The sequence below is a fragment of the Peterkaempfera podocarpi genome (assembly GCF_042466665.1).
Taxonomy (GTDB): domain Bacteria; phylum Actinomycetota; class Actinomycetes; order Streptomycetales; family Streptomycetaceae; genus Peterkaempfera; species Peterkaempfera podocarpi.
The window spans coordinates 5,718,408-5,736,909 of sequence record NZ_CP162102.1; the positions used below are offsets into that span (position 1 = coordinate 5,718,408).

Here is an 18,502-nt window from a genome sequence, read left to right on the forward strand (position 1 = left end):
GTGCCGGGGGCGGGCGGGCCGGGTAGGAGTCATTCCGTCACCCGTCCGAGCCCTGAGGAGCCCGACGTTGGCCGCAACCCTCGACAGTGCCGCAGCGCCCGACCCCGACGCCCCGCCGCTCACCGAGGGGCTCGCCGATCTGGCCGCTGCCCACGGGGTGGACGTCAGCTACGACCCCGGCGGCGGCCCGGTCGCCGTCTCCGAGGACACCCTGGTCGCGGTGCTGGCCGCGCTCGGGGTGGACGCGTCCACCCCGCAGGCCGTGCGGGCCGCGCTGGAGCGGCACCGGCAGGCGGAGGCGGCCCGGCTGCTGCCGCCCTGCGTGGTGGTGCGGGCGGGGCGGCCGGTGGCGGTGGCGCTGCCCGCGGGGGCGGAGCTGTGGGTGGAACTGGAGGACGGCGGGGTACGGCCGGTGTCCGCCAGCAGCGGTACACACGCCCGGGTGATCCCGGCGGAGCTGCCGCTCGGCCGGCACTCGCTCCGTGCCCGGCTGCCCGACCGCACCGCGGTGGCACCGCTGATCGTCGCGCCGGCGCGGCTCGCCCCGCTGCCCGGCCGGAACTGGGGGTTCATGGCGCAGCTCTACTCGGTGCTGTCGCGGCGCTCCTGGGGGATGGGGGACCTGGCCGACCTGGCCGAGCTGGTGCAGTGGTCGGGCCATGCGCTGGGCGCGGGCTTCACCCAGGTCAACCCGTTGCATGCGGCGCTGCCCGGATCGCCCTCCGACCCGTCGCCCTACCGGCCGTCGTCGCGGCGTTTCGCCGATCCGGTGCACATCAGGCCGGCGGCGGTGCCGGAGTACGCCTATCTGCCGCCGGACGCACGGATGAAGGCGGAGGAGCTGGCCGTCCGCGGCGCCGCGCTGCGCGACGGTGTGCTGCTGGAGGAGGGGCTGATCGACCGCGATGCGACCTGGGGGCTCAAGCGGGAGGCGCTGGAGCTGGTCCACGCGGTGCCGCGGGGGATCGGGCGGGAGGCCGCCTACCGGGCCTACGCGGCACGCGAGGGCGCCCGGCTGGAGGACTACGCCACCTGGTGCGCACTGGCCGAGGTGCACGGGCCCAACTGGCGGGTCTGGCCCGAGGAGCTGCGTGATCCCGCGGGGCCGGAGGTGGGCCGGGCGCGGGAGCGGCTGGCCGGGGCGGTGGAGTTCCACCGCTGGCTCTGCTGGGTGGTGGACGAGCAGCTGGCCGCCGCCCAGGCCGCGGCCGTGGGCGCGGGGATGCCGGTGGGGCTGGTCCACGACCTCGCGGTGGGCGCGCACCCGGACGGCGCGGACGCCTGGGCGCTGCAGCGGTTCCTGGCCGACGGGATCTCGGTGGGCGCCCCGCCGGACGCCTTCAACGCCCACGGCCAGGACTGGGGGCTGCCGCCGTGGCGCCCCGACGCGCTGGCCGGGGCCGGCTACGCCCCGTTCGCTGATCTGCTGCGGGCGACCCTGCGGCACGCCGGTGCGCTGCGGATCGACCATGTGATGGGCCTGTTCCGGCTCTGGTGGGTGCCCGAGGGGCTGCCGCCGACCCAGGGCACCTATGTGCGGTACGACGCGGAGGCGATGCTGGGCGTCCTGGCGCTGGAGGCGCACCGGGCGGGCGCGGCCGTGATCGGGGAGGATCTGGGCACGGTGGAGCCCGGGGTGCGGGAGGAGCTGGCGGAGCGGGGGATCCTGGGGACGTCGGTGCTCTGGTTCGAGCGCGACTACGGCCCGGACGGCACCGGCGGCCCGCTGCCCCCCGAGCGCTGGCGGGAGCAGTGCCTGGCGACGCTGACCACGCATGACCTGCCGAGCACGGCGGCCCGGTTGTCCGGGGAGCATGTGGAACTGCGGCACCGGCTGGGGCTGCTGGCGCGTCCGCTGGAGGAGGAGCAGGCGGAGGACGAGGCCGAGCGTGAGGAGTGGCTGGGCGAACTGGCCCGCGAGGGGCTGATGTCGGTGCCGCCGTACGGCGAGGGTCCGGCCGCCGACGAGGACAAGCCGGACACGGGCCCGCATCTGCCGGAGGCGGTGGCGGCGCTGCACGGCTATCTGATGCGCACCCCGGCCAGGCTGGTGGGTGTGTGGCTGCCGGACGCCATCGGCGATCCGCGTCCGCAGAACCTGCCGGGAACCTGGGACCAGTACCCCAACTGGCGTCTTCCGCTGGCCGATGCGACGGGCCGTCCGGCGTCGCTGGAGCAGTTGGCCGCGGCCCCGCGGACGGCGGAGCTGGCGGCGGTGCTGGCGCGCCCAGAGGAGTGATCCCGGGAGTGATCCGGGGAGTGATCCCCGAAGTGGCCCCGGGGAGTGACCCCGGCGCGCGCCGCCTCCGGGCGGGGGACTACCTTAGGGGTGTGGACAAGAGGAATGCCCTGCGTGCCGGTGCGGTCTCGGCCGTCGCCACGCTGATGATGCTGATGACCACCCCGGCCTTCGCCAATGTCCGGGACGACGGCGACGACCCGGGCAGCGGCCTGAGCGTCGGCGAGACCGTCGGCCTGTACGTGGTCATCCCGATCGTGGCCTTCCTGGTGATCGCGGCCCTGGTGTCGGTCGCCAACCGGAAGCGCTCCTGAGACAGCCGCTGAGCGCCGCCCGGTGACACCGGGCGGCGCTCGGTCGTGCCCGCGGACGCCTGGCGTCCGTGCGGTCAGCCGCGCGGAGCGGGGGCGGGCGTCTCGATGATCCGCCGAAGCAGTGCGGTCCGCTCCCGGGGGTCGTCCGCGGAAAGCAGCGAGGCGAGCACCGCGATCCGGGCCTGCCCGGCCCGCAGGGTTCCGGTGAGCACCGCGCCGGCCGCGGCGAGGTCCACCGCTCCGCCGCCGGTGTACAGCGGGGTGACCGGGCCGGCCGGCACCCGGGTGGTGACCGCGACCAGCACACCGGAGTCGACCGCGCGGGCGACCGCCTCGGTGAACTCCGGGGTGGCGTTGCCCGCGCCGGTCCCCACCAGCACCAGGCCCTGCGCCCCGGCGGCCAGCGAGGCCTCCAGCAGCAGCGGGTCGGCGTCGCAGTGGTGCATCACCATGTCGACGCGGGGGGCGGGGGCGTCCGGCCGCGGGAGCGGCAGTGCGGGGTGACGGGGCACCTGGGGCAGCCGGCTGACCACTCCGAAGCCGACCTTGCCCAGGGGAGCGCCGGAGGGGTCGGCGAAGGCGTCCGCCGCGACGGTGTGCATCTTGACCGTGCCGCGGGCGGCGTGCACCAGCCCGTCGAAGACCACCAGGACCCCGGCGCCGCGCGCCCGGGCGGCGGTGAGCAGGGCGTCGTGCAGATTGCCGGCCGCGTCCCCGTCGGCGGCGTCCAGCGGGCGCTGGGCACCGGTCAGCACGACCGGGCGGGGGTCGTGGTGGTGGAGGTCCAGCAGGAGGGCCGTCTCCTCGAGGGTGTCGGTGCCATGGGTGACGACCACGCCGTCCACGGCGGGGTCGGCCAGCGCCTGGTGCACCGCGTGGACCACGGCCAGCTGGTGGGCGGTGGTCAGCCGGGGGCTGTTGACGGTGAAGAGGTCCACCACCCGCACCGACACGCCGTCCGGGATGGGTGCCGCCGCCAGGACCGACTGCCCGTCGGCCTCCGCGGCGTATCCGCTGCCCTGCCAGCGGCTGGCGATGGTGCCACCAGTGCTCACCACTACGACATTCGCATGTTCCACATGCGTAAGAATATCCGGATTCGTCTGGCATATGGTTGCCGATGTATGCCCGGAACAGCGGCTGTGCGGCAGGGGAGTGCGCCATGGACGCGATCGACAGAAGAATCTTGCGTGAGCTCCAGGCCGACGGCCGGCTGAGCAACCACGAGCTGGCGCAGCGGGTGGGCCTCTCGCCGTCACCGTGTCTGCGCCGGGTGCGCCGGCTGGAGGAGGAGGGGGTGATCCGCGGCTATCGCGCGGAGGTGGACCCGGCCGCGGTGGGGCGCGGCTTCGAGCTCTTCGTCACCGTGGAGGTGCGGCGGGACCGCGAGGCGGTGGAGGCGTTCGAAGCGGAGCTGGCGGGGATCCCCGAGGTGATCGAGGCCTATCGGCTGTACGGGGCGCCGGGCTGCCTGCTGCGGATCGCCGTGGCGGACAGCGACGCCTTCGAGCGGTTCTGGATCGAACGGCTGACGGCGCTGCCGGGGGTCAACGAGGTCAACTCGCAGATGATCATGAAAAGGATCAAAGAGCCGACCGGCCTGCCGGTGGAGTGATCTCCACCGGCAGGCCGGATGTCGCTCGTCGGCCGGGAGCTGCCCGCTCGCCGGCCGGGTGGTGCTACTCGACCGAGGCCTCGCAGACCAGCCGGCGCCGGTGGTCCACGGTGCGCTCGGCACCGGTGAGGCGCAGCTGCACGGTGTGCCGGAAGTCCGCACTGGAGGCGCCCAGACGGAGCTCCACCTCACCCGGCTCCACGATCCGCCGGCCCGCGATCCCGGTGAAGGAGGTCAGGTCGGCGTGGAAGCGGAACGTCACCCGGCGGGACTCGCCGGCTGCCAGCTCCACCCGGGCGTAGCCGATCAGCCGGACATCGGGCCGGGTGACCTGGGCGACCGGGTCGTGCAGATACAGCTGCACCACCTCGGCGCCGTCCCGGTCGCCGGTGTTGCGGACCGTCAGCTCCACGTCGGTGCCACCGTCGGTGGCCACCTCGGTGCTGCCCACCGTGGGCTCCTCCCACTCGAAGGAGGTGTACGACAGGCCGTGCCCGAAGGCGTGCAGCGGAGTCGGGTCCAGGTTGCTGACCCCGCCCGCCAGGCCCAGCGGCGGCTGGAGGTACGTCCACGGCTGGCCGCCGGGGTCGCGGGGGATGCTGACCGGCAGCCGGCCCGAGGGGTTGACCCGGCCGGAGAGCACCCCGGCCAGTGCGGGACCGCCCTCCTCGCCCGGGAAGAACGCCTGCACCACACCGGCGAGCCGGTCCGCCCAGCGCCCCAGCGCATACGGGCGGCCGGTCAGCAGCACCAGCACCACGGGGGTGCCGGTGGCCAGCAGAGCGTCCAGCAGCTCGCCCTGGACGCCGGGCAGCGACAGGTCGGCCGCGTCGCAGCCCTCACCGGAGGTGCCGCGCCCGAAGAGACCGGCACGGTCGCCCAGCACCGCCACGCAGACCTCGGCCTCGCGGGCCAGCTCCACGGCGGCCTCGATGCCCGAGGTGTCGTCGCCGTCCACATCGCAGCCGGCGGCGAAGGTCACCCTGGCGTCCGGCAGCTCGCCGCCCACCGACTCCAGCACGGTGGGGAGCGCGATCCCCAGCGGGATCTCCGGGTGGGAGACACCGACATGGCTGGGGAAGGAGTAGCAGCCGAGCATCGCCAGCGGGTCGTCGGCACGCGGGCCGACCACCGCGATGCGGGCGTCGGAGCGGAGCGGCAGGGCCCCGCCCGGGTTGGCGAGCAGGACGCAGGACTGCTCGGCCAGCAGCCGGGCGAGGGCCCGGTTCTCGGCGGGGTCGAGGTCGATGGTGCCGCGTGCCTGCTCCGGGTCGTCGGTGCCGGTGGGCAGGGTGGCCGGGAGGGCCGCCCAGTCCGGGTCCAGCAGGCCCAGCTCGCACTTCTGCAGCAGCACCCGGGTCAGCGCCCGGTCCACCAGCTCCTCGGCCACGGCGCCCTCGCGTACGGCGTCGATCAGGGCGTCGCCGTACGAGCGGACGGTGGGCAGCTCCACGTCGACACCGGCGGTGAGGGCCAGCCGCGCGGCATCGCCGCGGTCGGCGGCGATCCGGTGCAGGGTCTCCAGGAAGCCGATGCCGAAGTAGTCGGCCACCACGGTGCCGTCGAAGCCCCAGGTGTCCCGCAGCAGAACGGTGAGCAGGTTGGGGTCGGCGGCGGCGGGCACACCGTCGATCTCGGAGTAGGAGTGCATCACCGAGCGGGCGCCGCCCTCCTGGACCGCCATCTCGAACGGCGGCAGGATCACGTCGGCCAGCTCACGGGCGCCGGCCCGCACCGGGGCGAGGTTGCGGGCGCCCGCCGAGGCGGAGTACCCGGCGAAGTGCTTCAGCGTGGCGACGATGCCCGCGGACTCCAGCCCCCGGACATAGGCGGTGGCCACGGTGGCGACCAGGTAGGGGTCCTCACCGATGGTCTCCTCGACACGGCCCCAGCGCAGGTCGCGCACCACGTCCAGGACCGGTGCCAGACCCTGGTGGACACCGACCGACCGCATGTCGCGGCCGATCCGGTGGGCCATCTCGGCGACCAGCGCCGGGTCCCAGGCCGCACCCCAGGCCAGCGGCACGGGGTAGGCGGTGGCACCCCAGGCGGTGAAGCCGGCCAGGCACTCCTCGTGGGCCAGCGCGGGGATGCCGAAGCGGTTCGCTGCGGTGATCCGCCGCTGGGCGCGGGCCAGCGCCACCGCACCGACCCCGGGGTCGACGGGGGCGGTGCCGAACGGCCGGGTCAGCTGGCCCAGGCCGCGGGTGATCAGGTCGTCCCAGTCGACCTCGTCCACCATGTCGTTCTGGTGTGGGGCGACCCCGTCACCGTCGGCGTCGGCGCCCACCCAGATGCCGTAGAGCTGGGCGGCCTTCTCCTGCAGGGTCATACGACCGATCAGATCGGCCACCCGCGCCTCCGGCGCGAGCGAAGGGTCCCGCCAGGGGCCCTCGGTGCCGGGCGCGTCGGAGGCCTCCACGGGGGCCTCGGGGGTGGGGTGGATTGCCATCGGGCAGGGTCTTCCTCTCGTGAGTCGTGGTGCTGGACGGCGGGAGCGGGCTACTTGCCGCCCACTCCCATCAGGCCGTTGATCAGGGCACGGCGGGCGACCAGGTACACCGCGAAGATGGGCACCACGGAGAGGACGATCGCCGCCAGCATGGCGGGGATGTTGACACCGAACTGGCTCTGGAAGTTGAACAGTCCGAGGGTCAGCACATGCTTCTCCTCCGACTGGGTGAAGATCAGCGGGAAGAGGAAGCCGTTCCAGGCCTGCAGCGCCGAGAAGATCGTCACCGTGCTGATGCCCGCCTTGGAGAGCGGCACCGTCAGCTGCAGCAGCATCCGCAGCGGGGATGCGCCGTCCAGCGACATCGCCTCGTAGAGCTCCTCGGAGACATCACGCATGGTGCCGGTGAGAACCAGGACCGCCACCGGCATCGCAAAGGCGGCGGTGGGCAGGATGACGGCCGGCAGGGTGTCGTACAGACCCATCTTGCCGATCATCAGATAGAGCGGCACGATCACTGCCTGCGCGGGGATCGCCACGCCGAGCAGGAAGGTGCGGAACACCACCGACGACAGCCTGCTGCGGGTGCGGATCGCGACATAGGAGAGCGGGATCGAGAGCGCCAGCACGATGGCCACGGTCGCCACCGCAACGATCACGGTGTTGCCGAGCATCGAGAAGAACCCGTTGTCGAGGACCGTGTGGTAGTTGTCGAGCGTGGGGTGGGTCGGGAAGGCCAGCGGGTTGCCGTCCAGCGCCTGGTCCTGGTGCATCAGGGACGCGGAGAGCATGGTGTAGATCGGCACGATCACGATGACCAGCCATACCAGCGAACCCAGCCCGGCCAGCGGGTTGCCCAGGCGCAGCCGGCGGCGGCGGGGGGCGGACTCGGTGGAGGGGCTGGGGCCGGGGCTGGGCCGGACGGGGGTCACGGGCGGTGCCGCGGGGCGGGTGTCGGTGGACATCTCGTCACATACCTTCCCGGGTGGAGCGCATCTTGCCGAAGCCGCTGAACCGGACCATCAGCAGCGACAGAGCGGTGGCCACCACCACCAGCGCGGTGGAGAGGGTGGCCGCATAGCCGAGGTCGTAGCTCTGGAAACCGGTCCGGTACATCAGGTAGGGCAGGATCGTGGTGTCCGTGCCCGGACCGCCCTTGGTCATGATCAGCACGGTGTCGAAGTAGGTCAGCGAACCCACGACGATCAGCACTGTGGAGGTGGTGATGGTGTTGCGCAGCTGCGGGAGCGTGATGTTGAAGAACTGCCGCACCATGCCCGCGCCGTCGATGGATGCGGCCTGGTAGAGGACCTCCGGGATCTGCCGGGCGCCGCCCTGGTAGATCAGCGTGTGGAAGGGCATGAACTGCCAGCCGCCGACGAACGCCACCGTGAGGATCGCGCCCGTGGAGGTGCCCAGCACGCTGGGGTCCAGCCCGAACCAGGGCAGGACCTTCGCGGCCAGACCGAAGTTGGGGTCCATCAGGGCGTGGAAGAGCAGGGCGATGGCCGCGGTGGAGAGCAGCAGCGGGATGAAGAAGATCGCCGACAGCACCGCCCGGCTGCGCTGCCGTCCCGCCGACCAGACACCGAGCAGCAGGGACACCGGCGTCTGGAAGCACCAGCTGATGACGGTCATCAGCAGGCTCAGCCGGGTCGCCTGCCAGAACTCGGAGTCCTTGAAGAGCCGGGTCCAGTTGTCCAGGCCGGTCAGGGTCGGTGAGGTGAGGCCGTCCCACTTGCAGAAGGACAGATAGACGGCCAGCGCCAGCGGGACGATGGCGAAGACGGCGAAGAAGAGGAGGCCGGGCAGAGCCCAGCTGACGTGCGGGCGGCCGACATTGCTGCCGGCCGCCGCGCCGCCTCCCCGCTTCTTGCCGAGCGGAGTTGCGTTAGACATCGTTACTTGACGGCCTTCATTGCATCGACGAACTGCTGCGGGGTGGAGGACCCGGAGAACAGCTTGCTGATCTCGGTGAGCAGCGGGGTGGCGTACTGGGCCTCCAGTGCCTGGTCCCAGGAGAGCGTGAAGCTCGGGGCCTTCTGCACGAGGTCGTACTGGTAGTGCGCGAACTCCGGGTTGGGGGAGGAGTCCAGCGTCGCACTGGCGTTGGAGGTGGTGGGGATGTCGCCGTTGGCGGTGAGCGCCTTGGTGTAGTCCGTGGAGGCCATGGCCTTCAGGAAGGCGATGGCGGTGTCCTTGTGCTTGGTCCGGGCGTTGATGGACCAGTAGTTGGTGGGGTTGCCCACCACGTCGGCCGCGTCACCGGTGCCGCCGGCCACGGTCGGGAAGGCGGTCCAGCCCAGGTCCTTCTTGGCGAAGTCGGGGGCCTTGCCCAGCTGGGTCGAGTACTCCCACGAACCCATCAGGTGCATGGCGGCCTTGCCCTTGTTGAGCAGGGTGGGGGCTCCGCCGTTGCCGTAGTCGACCGCGTTGAAGTTCTTGCCGAAGGCACCCTCGTCGACCAGCTGCTTGACGGTCTGGGCGGTCTTCAGCACCGCCGGGTCGCCCCACGCGGAGGAGTCGCCGCTCTGGATCTTCTTGAAGACCTCGGGGCCGCCGATCCGGTCCAGCAGGTACTCCAGCCACATCAGCTCAGGCCACTTGTCCGCGGCACCGAGCGCGAAGGGGGTGACACCGTTCGCCTTGAAGGTGGTGATGTCCTTCTGGAGGTCCTCCCAGGTCTTGGGGGCCTGGAGGTTGTACTTGGCGAAAAGGGCCTTGTTGAAGAAGAGCATCACGGGCTGCATGCCGCGCATCGGCACGCCGTAGAGCTTCCCGTCGATGCTGCCGGCCGTCATGATGGAGGGCAGGAAGCCGTCCTTGAGCGTGGCGTCGCTCTGGATGGTCGAGGTCAGGTCGACAAGCTGGTTGGCATCGACATAGGGCTTGATGGAGCCGCCGCCCCAGTTGAAGAACACATCGGGGGCGTTCGGCGAGCCCATGGCGGAACGGAGCTTGTTGACATAGTCGGTGCCGGGAATCTTGACCAGCTTGACCTTGACCTTCGAGGTCTTGTTGAAGGTGTCGACAGCAGCCTGCTGCACCTTGACCGCGTCGTCACCGTACACATAGGCGGTGATGGTTCCGCCGTCGCCCCCGCTGCCGCCGCTGCCGGAGCCGCAACCAGCGAGAACTGCTGCCATTCCCATCGCGGCTGCGACCGCGGTCCATCTGCCCGTACGGGTACCCTTGAGCATGCCCGACCCCATGACTTGCGACTCTGTCGAATGTTTCGGCGAGTACAACGAATGTTGCCGGAACCGTACGGGTGAGTTTCGGGCGAGTCAAGGGGGGTGCTGAAACGGGGATGCTGGCGCAAGGGGTCTTGAGCTGGACGCGCGGACGGCTACCATCCCTGCCATGAGTCCCGCAGAGGTCCAGTCTCGCCAGGAGGAGCCGTCGTCCGGTGCAACGCCGGAGGGCGGCGCGACGCTGGCCGAGATCGCTCGCGCCGCGGGCGTCTCGGCTCCGACAGTTTCGAAAGTGCTCAATGGGCGTGCCGATGTCGCCCCCGCCACCCGCAGCCGGGTGGAGGAGCTGCTGCGCCGCCACGGCTACCGCCGGCGCCGCGGCGGCATGCAGCAGTCCCAGTTGCTGGACCTGGTCTTCCACGAGCTGGAGAGCGCGTGGGCGATGGAGGTCATCCGCGGCGTGGAGAACGTCGCGCGTGACGAGGGTCTCAGCCTGGTGCTCTCCGAAAGTGCCGGACGGCTTTCGCCGGGCCAGACCTGGGTGGACGGGGTGCTCGCCCGCCGGCCCGCCGGTGTGATCCTGGTGCTCTCGGACCTGGACGCCGCCCAGCGCGCCCAGCTGACGAGTCGTGACATCCCCTTTGTAGTGATGGACCCGGCCGGCGACCCCGGCGGCGTGGTCCCCTCGATCGGTGCCACCAACTGGCAGGGCGGCCTCGCCGCCACCCGCCACCTGGTGGAGCTGGGGCACCGCCGGATCGGTGTGATAGGGGGACCGGCCAGCATGATGTGCAGCCGGGCCCGGATCGACGGCTACCGGGCGGCGCTGGAGACCGCGGGTCTCACGGTCGACCCGGAGCTCATCAAGCGGGGCAACTTCCACCATGAGTCCGGCTATGCGATCGGCCTGGAGCTGCTGCGGCTGCCCGACCGCCCGACCGCGATCTTCACCGGCAACGACCTCCAGGCCCTGGGTGTCTACGAGGCCGCCCGGGAGCTGGGGCTGCGCATCCCCGAGGACCTCAGCGTGGTGGGCTTCGACGACCTGCCGCTGGCCCGCTGGGTCGGCCCGCCGCTGACCACCGTGCGGCAGCCGCTGACCGAGATGGCCGAGGCCGCCGCGAGGCTGGTGCTCGACCTGGGCCGCGACCGCCGGCCGGCGGCCACCAGGGTCGAGCTGGCCACCAGTCTGGTGGTCCGCAGCAGTACGGCGCCGCCCTCCCGCTGAGGAGGCGGGGCGGGCGCGGGGCGCGGGTTCGGACAGACGTATTGACGGCTCCGGAGACGGAGTCGTAACGTCTCCGAAGCAGATCGGAAAGTTGATCGAAAGTTTCGATCCTCGATCAGGTTCTTCTCCTGTCCTGGTATCCCGGGCAGGAGTGGCCCGGCCCCCGCATTCGCCCGACGCGCGAAGGGAGGCGAGCGGCCTCCCTGCGCCCGCACCGGACCGATGCCCCTCGGAGCCGTACGGGACGGGTCCCGCGCCCGCCATGTACCGACCCCAGTCACCGAAGCGCACCACCCCGGCCGCCAACCCCGTGCTGCCGGGCTTCCACCCGGACCCGGCGGTCTGCCGGGTCGGCGACGACTACTACCTGGCCAACTCGTCCTTCGAGTACTTCCCCGGCCTGCCCCTGCACCACAGCCGCGACCTGGTCCACTGGCGGCCCATCGGCCATGCCGTGGATCGCCCGGAGCAGCTGGCACTGGACGGCGTCCGCCCCTCCGGAGGGCTCTACGCCCCGGCGCTCGCCCACCACGACGGGCGCTTCCACCTGGTGTGCACCCTGGTGGACGGCAAGGAGCGGTCCGGCACCTTCCTGCTCACCGCGGAGGACCCGGCCGGGCGCTGGTCCGACCCGGTCTGGCTGGACGACGCCCCGGGCTTCGACCCCTCGCTCTTCTTCGACGAGGACGGCTCCGCCCATCTGCTGGGGACCCGGCAGATCGACGAGGCCGGCCACACCGAGATCTGGATGCGGGCTCTGGATCTCACCGCGGGCCGCCTCACCGGCCCCGAGCACGTGCTCTTCCGGGGCGCCCTGATCGGCGCCGTCTGGGCCGAGGGACCGCATCTCTACCGGCACGACGGCTACTACCACCTGGTCATCGCCGAGGGCGGCACCGAGCAGAACCACGCCGTCACCACGGCCCGCAGCCGCCGGCTCACCGGGCCGTACCAGAACAACCCCCGCAATCCGGTGCTCACCCACCGCCACCTGGGCCGCAGCCACCACGTCAGCGGCGTCGGCCACGCCGATCTGGTGCAGACCCCGGCCGGCGACTGGTACACTGCTGCTGGCCTCCCGCCTCTACGGAGCCGCCCCCGGCGCCCGGGGCTACGCCAACCTCGGCCGGGAGACCTTCCTGGCCCGGGTGGAGTGGGAGGACGGCTGGCCGGTGTTCAGCCCCGGCAGCGGCCGGCTGGAGGAGCGCACCGAGGTCGCACTGGCGCCGCACCCCTGGCCCACGCCCGACCCGCTGGACCACTTCGACGCACCCGAGCTGCGCCCCGAGTGGAATCTGCTGCGCACCCCCCGCACCGAGGTGTACTCGCTCACCGAGCGCCCCGGCCGGCTGCGGCTGAGGCTGCTCCCGCAGACCCTCGCCGAGCAGGCCACCCCGGCCTTTGTGGGCCGCCGCCAGCAGCACATCGACTTCACCGCGGAGACCGAGCTGGACTTTGAACCCGCGGCGCTGGCGGAGTCCGCCGGACTCGCCCTGGTGCAGAACCACGACTTCCACATCCGGCTCAGCGTCGATGCCGAGTCCGGCTCCAAGGCGGCCCGGGTCACCGTCCGCAGCGGCGGTGTGGAGACCATGCGCGCCCAGCTGCCGCTGGAACCCGGCCCGGTGCGCCTCGGGGTACGGGCCGAGGGGCAGGACTACACCCTGCTCTGCTCCCAGCGCCCCGGCCGTTGGGACAAGCTCGCCACCGTCGACGGCCGGGTCCTCAGCAGCCGGCTGGCCGGCGGCTTCACCGGTGCCTATGTGGGCATGTACGCCACCGGCCCGGGGGACACCGAGTCGCCGGGCGCGGACTTCGACTGGTTTCGTTACACCGAGGGGGAGAGGGCGGACCAGGAATGAGCACCGAGCCCCAGCCGGGCTTCCCCGGCGGAACCGCCGTCTCCCGGCTCCAGGTCTACGACTGGCCCGCCGAGGACGGCCGCCGCGGCGGCTCGCCCCATGTCCATCTGGCATCCACCGAGGCCTACCTGGTCGTCGAGGGGGAGGGGGAGCTGCACACCCTCACCGCCCAGGGGCTGCAGATCACCGCGTTACGCCCCGGCACCGTGGCCTGGTTCGCACCGGGCACCATCCACCGGGCCGTCTCCACCTCGGGCGCGCTGCGCGCCGCCGTGGTGATGCAGAACTGCGGCCTGGCCGAGGCCGGAGACGCGGTCCTCACCTTCCCCGAGGAGATCCTCCAGGACCCGAGCGCCTACGCCGCGGCCGCCGCACCCCCTGCGGGTGCCGGAGCCGCCAGGCACCGCCGGGACCTGGCCGTACGGGGATTCCGCCGGCTGGTCCACCAGGTCGCAGCCGGGGACACCGAAGCACTGTCCGACTTCTACCGGCGGGCGGTGGCGCTCTGCGCCGACCGGCTGGAGGAGTGGCAGAGCACCTGGCGGCACGGCCCCAAGGCCGCCGCCCTGCAGACCGGCGACCATCTCGCCGACCTGCGTGACGGCCGGATCGGCCATCTGCTGGAGGCCGCAGTCCAGGTCCGCCAGGCTCCGCCGGACGCGGAGCGCCACTACGGCATGTGCGGACTGCTGGACAGCTACGACCTCAGTTCCACCCCCTGAACCGCCGGCGGTGCGGGCCCGACCCGCTTCCAAAGCCGCACCGCCGGCATCCTGCCCTCCCTTGTGTCATGCCCGTGCCGAGCAGGCCCGCGGGCACCTCTGGCCCCGCCGGCCCCGGCCGGCGGTCGCACCACCGTTCTGCGTTTCGCCACCCCGGAACCAGGGCCCCGCCGTGCGGCGGGGTCCACAACGGAAGGGAACCACCCACCATGCGCCACCTGCTCAGCCGTGACACCGCCGGATGGAGGCGAAGTGCCGCTGTCCTGGCGGCCGGCGCCGCCGCCGCGCTCGCTGTCTCCGGCGTCACCTCCTCGGTCGCCCAGGCAGCCGGCACCCCGCTGCGCGACCTGGCCGCGGCCAAGGGCATCTACATGGGCGTCGCCCTCGCCAACGGGACACTCAGCAGCGACGCCACCTACAAGAGCATCGCCGCGACGCAGTTCAACACGGTGACCCCCGAGAACGAGATGAAGTGGGACACCATCGAGTCCTCCAAGGGCTCGTTCAACTACTCCGGCGGCGACGCCATCGTCTCCTTCGCGCAGGCCAACAGCGACAAGGTCCGCGGCCACAACCTGGTCTGGCACTCCCAGCTGCCCGGCTGGGTGACCAGCCTGCCCACCAACCAGGTGCAGGCGGCCATGGAGAACCACATCACCAACGAGGTCACCCACTACAAGGGCAAGATCTACGCCTGGGACGTCGTCAACGAGCCCTTCGACGACAGCGGCAACTACCGGACGGACGTCTTCTACAACGCCATGGGCGGGGGCGTCGCCTACATCGCCGACGCGCTGAAGACCGCACGCGCTGCCGACCCCGCGGCCAAGCTGTACGTCAACGACTACAACATCGAGGGCACCGGCTCAAAGAGCGATGCCATGTACAACCTGGTGAAGTCGCTGAAGGCGCAGGGAGCGCCGATCGACGGCGTGGGCTTCGAGAGCCACTTCATCGTCGGCCAGGTGCCGTCGTCGCTGAAGGCCAACATGCAGCGGTTCGCCGACCTCGGCGTGGACGTGGCCATCACCGAGCTCGATGTGCGGATGCCCACCCCGGCGACCACCGCCAACCTCAACCAGCAGGCCACCGACTACGCCAACGTGGTCAACACCTGCCTGGCGATCACCCGCTGCGTCGGCGTCACCGCCTGGGACCTCGACGACGGCCACTCCTGGGTGCCCAGCACCTTCTCCGGCCAGGGCGCGGCCACGCTGTACGACGCCAGCTACAACCCCAAGCCGGCCTACACCGCGGTGCAGAACGCGCTCGGCGGCGGCAGCACCACCACCGGCGGGACCACGGCGGGTACCACGGCCGGTACCACGACCGGCGGGACCACGGCGGGCACGACCTCCGGGACGACCGCGGGCACCACGGCCGGCACCACCACCGGCGGCACCACGGCGGGCACGACCTCCGGGACCACGGCGGGCACCACGGCTGGCACCACCACGGGTGGCACCACCACCGGGGGCACCGGCAGCGGCTGCTCCGCGGCCTACTCCGTGACCAACTCCTGGAACGTGGGCTTCACCGCCAACATCACCATCAGCTGCGCCGCCGGATCGTCCCTGAACGGCTGGAAGGCCAACTGGACCTTCGGCGCCGGCCAGGCGATCAGCCCGCCCGCCTGGAACGCCACCTGCACCCAGAGCGGCTCCGCGGTCAGCTGCAGCAACCTGTCCTACAACGGTTCGGTGCCGTCCGGCGGCTCCGTCTCCTTCGGCTTCAACGGCACCTGGAGCGGTTCCAACCCGATCCCCACGGTCACCCTGAGCTGATCGGATCCCGCGCCCGGCGGTGCGGCCCAGCCGGGCCGCACCGCCACCGGCACCGGTCCGACGGGAGGGCCCGGACGGCACGCCGTCCGGGCCCTCCTCGCGCTCCGGCGGGCGCCGTGCGCAAGGCAGCGGGGGGAGCGCGGGCACACCGCGCTCCCCCCGCTCAGCCGCGGGCGGTCAGTGCCCGCTCGCGGCCCGGTCGGCAGCCTGCGCCCGCAGGGCCCGCTCCACGCCCGCCCGCGACTCGACGACCATCCGGCGCAGGGCCGGGGCCGGCTCGGCCGACTCCAGCCAGGCATCGGTGGCGTCCAGCGTGGCCTGCTCCACCTGGAGCGTCGGGTAGAGGCCCACGACGATCTGCTGGGCGATCTCGTGCGAACGGGTCTGGAAGATCCCCTTCACCGCGGCGAAGTACTTCGCCGTGTACGGCTTCAGCAGCTCCCGCTGGTCGGTCTGCACAAAGCCGCCGATCACCGCCTCCTGCACCGCGTTGGGCAGGGTGTTCGCCTCCACCACCGAGGCCCAGGCCTCGGCCTTCGCCCCGGCCGTCGGCCGGGAGGCCCGGCAGGTGGCGGCATAGCGCTCACCGGCGGCGGTCCGGTCGCGCTCCAGCTCCGCGTCCACCGCCTTGTCGTCGGCGGCACCCGCGGCCACCAGCCGCTGCAGCAGCGCCCAGCGCAGCTCGGTGTCCACGGCCAGGCCGGCCACCGACTGCGAACCGTCCAGCAGCCCGGAGAGCAGCCCCAGGTGCTCCTCGGAGCGGGCCACCGCGGCCAGCGCCCGCGCCCAGGCGAGCTGGTGGTCGCCACCGGGCTCCGCCGCCCGCAGCTGCTCCTCGCAGGCCGCGGCCCAGCGGTCCAGGCCCTCCTCGCGCCACTCCGGGTCGGCGTAGAGGTCCAGCGCCAGCTTGAGCTGCCGCTGCACGGTCTGCACCACGCCGATGTCGGACTCCCGGCCGAGGCCGGAGAGGACCAGCGAGAGATAGTCGCGGGTGGCCATCTCGCCGTCGCGGGTCATGTCCCAGGCGGAGGCCCAGCACAGGGCGCGCGGCAGCGAGTCGGCGAAGTCGCCCAGGTGCTCGGCGACCACGGCCAGCGACTCCGCGTCCAGCCGCACCTTGGCGTAGCTGAGGTCGTCGTCGTTGAGCAGCACCACGGCGGGGCGGGCCCGCCCGGCCAGCTGCGGGACCTCGGTGCGGGCGCCGTCCACGTCCAGCTCGATCCGGTCGGTGCGGACCAGCCGGCCGTCCTGCAGCTCATAGGCGCCGACGGCGATGCGGTGCGGGCGCAGCACGGCCTCGCCCTTGGCGCCGGCAGGCAGTGCCGGGGCCTCCTGCAGCACCGCGAAGGAGGCGATGGTGCCGTCCTCGGCGAGGGTGATCTCCGGGCGCAGGATGTTGATGCCGGCCGTCTCCAGCCAGGCCGTGGACCAGGCCTTGAGGTCGCGGCCGGAGGTCTCCTCCAGCGCGCCCAGCAGGTCCACCAGGCGGGTGTTGCCCCAGGCGTGGCGCTTGAAGTAGGTCTGCACCCCGCGGAAGAACTCGTCCTTGCCGACATAGGCCACCAGCTGCTTGAGCACCGAGGCGCCCTTGGCGTAGGTGATGCCGTCAAAGTTGACCTGGACGTCCTCCAGGTCGTTGATCTCCGCCATGATCGGGTGGGTGGACGGCAGCTGGTCCTGCCGGTACGCCCAGGTCTTCATGGAGTTGGCGAAGGTGGTCCAGGCCTGCGGCCAGCGGCTGCCGGGGGCCTCGGCCTGGCAGATGATGGAGGTGAAGGTGGCGAAGGACTCATTGAGCCACAGGTCGTTCCACCACTCCATGGTGACCAGGTCGCCGAACCACATGTGGGCCAGCTCGTGCAGGATCGTCTCCGCCCGGCCCTCGTACGCCGCATCGGTCACCTTGGACCGGAAGACGTACTGGTCGCGGATGGTGACGGCGCCCGCGTTCTCCATCGCACCGGCGTTGAACTCCGGGACGAAGAGTTGGTCGTACTTGGCGAACGGGTAAGGGTGGTCGAACTTCTCCTGGAAGTAGTCGAAGCCCTGCCGGGTGACCTCGAAGATCTGCTCCGCGTCCAGGAACTCCCGCAGCGACGGGCGGCAGTAGACACCCAGCGGCACCGTCTGGTCGCCGGACTCGTAGGAGTCGAAGACCCCGACATAGGGGCCGGCGATCAGCGCGGTGATGTACGAGGAGACCCGCGGGGTGGGCTCGAACGCCCACACCTGGGTGCCCTCGGCGGTGCCCGGAGTGGGCTCCGGCGTCGGGGAGTTGGAGACGACCGCCCAGCCGGCCGGGGCGGTGACCGTGAAGCGGAACTGCGCCTTGAGGTCGGGCTGCTCGAAGGAGGCGAAGACCCGGCGGGCGTCCGGCACCTCGAACTGGGTGTAGAGGTAGGTCTCGCCGTCCACCGGGTCCACAAAGCGGTGCAGGCCCTCACCGGTGTTGGTGTACGCGCAGTCCGCGACCACCCGCAGTTCGTTCTCCGCGGCCAGCGAGGGCAGCGCGATCCGGCTGTCGGCGAAGACCTCGGCCGGGTCGAGCGCGGTGCCGTTGAGCACCACCTCGTGGACGGCCGGGGCCACCAGGTCGATAAAGCTTGCCGCCCCCGGCTCTCGGGAGGTGAAGCGCACCACGGTGGTCGACCGGTACGTCCCTCCCTCGCGGGCCGAACCCAGGTCGAGCTCGATGTCGTAGGCGTCCACATGGAGGAGCTGGGCCCGGGTGCGGGCCTCCTCACGGGTCAGGTTGGTGCCAGGCACGTCGAATGACTCCTTCGTCGTCGTTCCCGGGGAATCCTGCCACGCCGCATGCCCCCTCGCCGCGCCATATCCCCCGGGGCGGCTGCGCTGCCCGCGAACGCCGTACCCCGCGGCTGGGCCCCGCCCGGCCGCGAGTGGGCGGTGCACCGCAGGAGGTCCGTCAGACGGCCGCCACGGCGCCCGCGTTCACCCGCACCGCCGCAGTGTCAGACCTGCCGCGCGACGAGGCAGCGGGCCACCGGGCCCGCGCCGCCGTGTGCCGGGCGGGCACCCGCCGGACGGGTGCGGGTCGTCGCCGACCCGGGCCGGCAGTGCCCACCCGGGCC

Annotated in this window: 13 protein-coding genes and 1 pseudogene; 8 read left to right on the plus strand and 6 right to left on the minus strand. The window is 72.2% G+C overall.

Annotated features, from left to right (window positions below; translation table 11 throughout):
- Positions 1-67: 67 nt before the first annotated feature.
- A complete protein-coding gene (gene malQ, locus AB0761_RS25135; protein ID WP_377271420.1) occupies positions 68-2,239 on the plus strand; it encodes a 4-alpha-glucanotransferase in 2,172 nt (723 codons plus the stop codon).
- A gap of 92 nt (positions 2,240-2,331) precedes the next feature.
- Entirely contained in the window at positions 2,332-2,553 is a 222-nt protein-coding gene (locus tag AB0761_RS25140) for a hypothetical protein (protein WP_377271421.1), read from the plus strand.
- A gap of 74 nt (positions 2,554-2,627) precedes the next feature.
- Here AB0761_RS25140 and AB0761_RS25145 read toward each other — a convergent pair whose 3' ends face one another.
- Positions 2,628-3,632, minus strand: a complete 1,005-nt coding sequence (locus AB0761_RS25145; RefSeq protein ID WP_377271422.1) for an asparaginase — start codon at positions 3,630-3,632, stop codon at positions 2,628-2,630.
- A gap of 83 nt (positions 3,633-3,715) precedes the next feature.
- Here AB0761_RS25145 and AB0761_RS25150 point away from each other — a divergent pair, with 83 nt between their 5' ends.
- Positions 3,716-4,168, plus strand: coding sequence for an Lrp/AsnC family transcriptional regulator (locus AB0761_RS25150; RefSeq protein WP_377271423.1), 453 nt, complete (start codon positions 3,716-3,718; stop codon positions 4,166-4,168).
- A gap of 64 nt (positions 4,169-4,232) precedes the next feature.
- Here AB0761_RS25150 and AB0761_RS25155 read toward each other — a convergent pair whose 3' ends face one another.
- From AB0761_RS25155 to AB0761_RS25170, 4 genes are read right to left on the minus strand one after another with little or no spacing between them, the layout of a single operon-like run.
- Positions 4,233-6,620: a glycoside hydrolase family 3 N-terminal domain-containing protein gene (locus tag AB0761_RS25155; protein WP_377271424.1), complete on the minus strand. Its 2,388-nt coding sequence runs from the start codon at positions 6,618-6,620 to the stop codon at positions 4,233-4,235.
- A gap of 50 nt (positions 6,621-6,670) precedes the next feature.
- Positions 6,671-7,585: a carbohydrate ABC transporter permease gene (locus AB0761_RS25160; RefSeq protein WP_377271425.1), complete on the minus strand. Its 915-nt coding sequence runs from the start codon at positions 7,583-7,585 to the stop codon at positions 6,671-6,673.
- Between the two features lie 4 nt (positions 7,586-7,589).
- Positions 7,590-8,519 carry a carbohydrate ABC transporter permease gene (locus AB0761_RS25165; protein WP_377271426.1) on the minus strand — a complete coding sequence of 310 codons (930 nt, stop codon included), beginning with the start codon at positions 8,517-8,519 and terminating at the stop codon, positions 7,590-7,592.
- A 2-nt stretch (positions 8,520-8,521) separates the two neighbouring features.
- Complete coding sequence (locus AB0761_RS25170; RefSeq protein ID WP_377274313.1) at positions 8,522-9,772, minus strand: extracellular solute-binding protein; 1,251 nt, start codon at positions 9,770-9,772, stop codon at positions 8,522-8,524.
- 211 nt (positions 9,773-9,983) lie between these two features.
- Here AB0761_RS25170 and AB0761_RS25175 point away from each other — a divergent pair, with 211 nt between their 5' ends.
- From AB0761_RS25175 to AB0761_RS25195, 5 genes and pseudogenes are all read left to right on the plus strand, one after another.
- Complete coding sequence (locus AB0761_RS25175) at positions 9,984-11,042, plus strand: LacI family DNA-binding transcriptional regulator (RefSeq protein WP_377271427.1); 1,059 nt, start codon at positions 9,984-9,986, stop codon at positions 11,040-11,042.
- 262 nt (positions 11,043-11,304) lie between these two features.
- Positions 11,305-12,048: pseudogene (locus tag AB0761_RS25180) on the plus strand (glycoside hydrolase family 43 protein); the annotation flags it as partial.
- Between the two features lie 142 nt (positions 12,049-12,190).
- The gene (locus tag AB0761_RS25185) at positions 12,191-12,904 is read left to right on the plus strand and encodes a hypothetical protein (RefSeq protein WP_377271428.1); all 714 of its coding nucleotides are present in this window, start codon (positions 12,191-12,193) and stop codon (positions 12,902-12,904) included.
- Positions 12,901-13,626: a cupin gene (locus AB0761_RS25190; protein WP_377271429.1), complete on the plus strand. Its 726-nt coding sequence runs from the start codon at positions 12,901-12,903 to the stop codon at positions 13,624-13,626. The genes AB0761_RS25185 and AB0761_RS25190 overlap by 4 nt, the downstream gene beginning before the upstream one ends.
- A 209-nt stretch (positions 13,627-13,835) precedes the next feature.
- Positions 13,836-15,410: an endo-1,4-beta-xylanase gene (locus AB0761_RS25195; RefSeq protein WP_377271430.1), complete on the plus strand. Its 1,575-nt coding sequence runs from the start codon at positions 13,836-13,838 to the stop codon at positions 15,408-15,410.
- 177 nt (positions 15,411-15,587) lie between these two features.
- On the opposite strand, the gene pepN is transcribed toward AB0761_RS25195, so the two are convergent.
- Complete coding sequence (gene pepN, locus AB0761_RS25200; protein WP_377271431.1) at positions 15,588-18,176, minus strand: aminopeptidase N; 2,589 nt, start codon at positions 18,174-18,176, stop codon at positions 15,588-15,590.
- Between the last annotated feature and the right edge of the window lie 326 nt (positions 18,177-18,502).

What these genes read in the sequence shown, in the direction of transcription:
- AB0761_RS25170 (WP_377274313.1), bottom strand. Translation starts at nt 9,772, where the DNA reads ATGGGAATGGCAGCAGTTCTCGCTGGTTGCGGCTCCGGCAGCGGCGGC.
- AB0761_RS25160 (WP_377271425.1), bottom strand. Translation starts at nt 7,585, where the DNA reads ATGTCCACCGACACCCGCCCCGCGGCACCGCCCGTGACCCCCGTCCGG.
- AB0761_RS25150 (WP_377271423.1), top strand. Translation starts at nt 3,716, where the DNA reads ATGGACGCGATCGACAGAAGAATCTTGCGTGAGCTCCAGGCCGACGGC.
- AB0761_RS25165 (WP_377271426.1), bottom strand. Translation starts at nt 8,519, where the DNA reads ATGTCTAACGCAACTCCGCTCGGCAAGAAGCGGGGAGGCGGCGCGGCG.
- AB0761_RS25190 (WP_377271429.1), top strand. Translation starts at nt 12,901, where the DNA reads ATGAGCACCGAGCCCCAGCCGGGCTTCCCCGGCGGAACCGCCGTCTCC.
- AB0761_RS25195 (WP_377271430.1), top strand. Translation starts at nt 13,836, where the DNA reads ATGCGCCACCTGCTCAGCCGTGACACCGCCGGATGGAGGCGAAGTGCC.
- AB0761_RS25155 (WP_377271424.1), bottom strand. Translation starts at nt 6,620, where the DNA reads ATGGCAATCCACCCCACCCCCGAGGCCCCCGTGGAGGCCTCCGACGCG.
- AB0761_RS25175 (WP_377271427.1), top strand. Translation starts at nt 9,984, where the DNA reads ATGAGTCCCGCAGAGGTCCAGTCTCGCCAGGAGGAGCCGTCGTCCGGT.